Annotated in this window: 1 protein-coding gene; it reads left to right on the top strand. The window is 54.5% G+C overall.

What is annotated here, in order from left to right; translation table 11 throughout:
- Positions 1 to 83: 83 nt before the first annotated feature.
- A partial coding sequence (locus tag ACI77I_RS32075) for a transposase (protein ID WP_407000221.1) occupies positions 84 to 660 on the top strand: 577 nt, incomplete at its 3' end.

Below are 660 nucleotides of genomic sequence, written 5' to 3'. Positions count from 1 at the left end.
TCGCAGACTGTGTGAAAACCTAGCAATCTGCGCAGCGCTCAAAGAAAATGCTCCGTATCGAAAGATACGGAGCATTTTTCGTTATGGCCTATATCCAAGGAGAGTCCCGCAGCCAGACCAGTCTGTTCCCGGTCTCGTTGGAGGAATTGATCCCCGAGGATCACCTCGTTCGCGTCATTGATCTCTATGTCGCCAGGCTGGATCTGGTGCAACTGGGCTTTGATAAAGCGTTGCCCAAAAGCACCGGCCGCCCGTCTTATGACCCCGCCGACCAGCTCAAACTCTACCTTTATGGCTATTTCCAGCGGATTCGCTCATCGCGGCGGCTTGAAGCCGAATGCCAGCGCAACATCGAAGTGATGTGGCTGATCAATCGGCTCAAACCTGACTTCAAGACCATCGCCGACTTTCGCAAAAACAACAAACTCGCCTTTGTGGCGACGTGCCGTGCCTTTGTTCGGTTTTGCCGCACAGCCGGTCTGATCGCCGGTGAGTTGGTGGCCATCGACGGCAGCAAATTTCAGGCGGTGGCGTCCTCGCGGCGTCATATGAATTTGAAGCAGCTCAAACGTCAGGAAGAGAAACTGGATAAGCGCATCGCTCAGTATCTGGCCGAGCTGGATGAGGCCGACAAGGCCGAAACCACAGAGGCGATTGATC

It is taken from the genome of Pseudomonas sp. D47 (genome assembly GCF_045447305.1).
Classification (GTDB): Bacteria; Pseudomonadota; Gammaproteobacteria; order Pseudomonadales; family Pseudomonadaceae; genus Aquipseudomonas.
The sequence above is the reverse complement of the archived record's forward strand: the minus strand, read 5'-3'. Positions and strand labels throughout refer to the sequence as shown.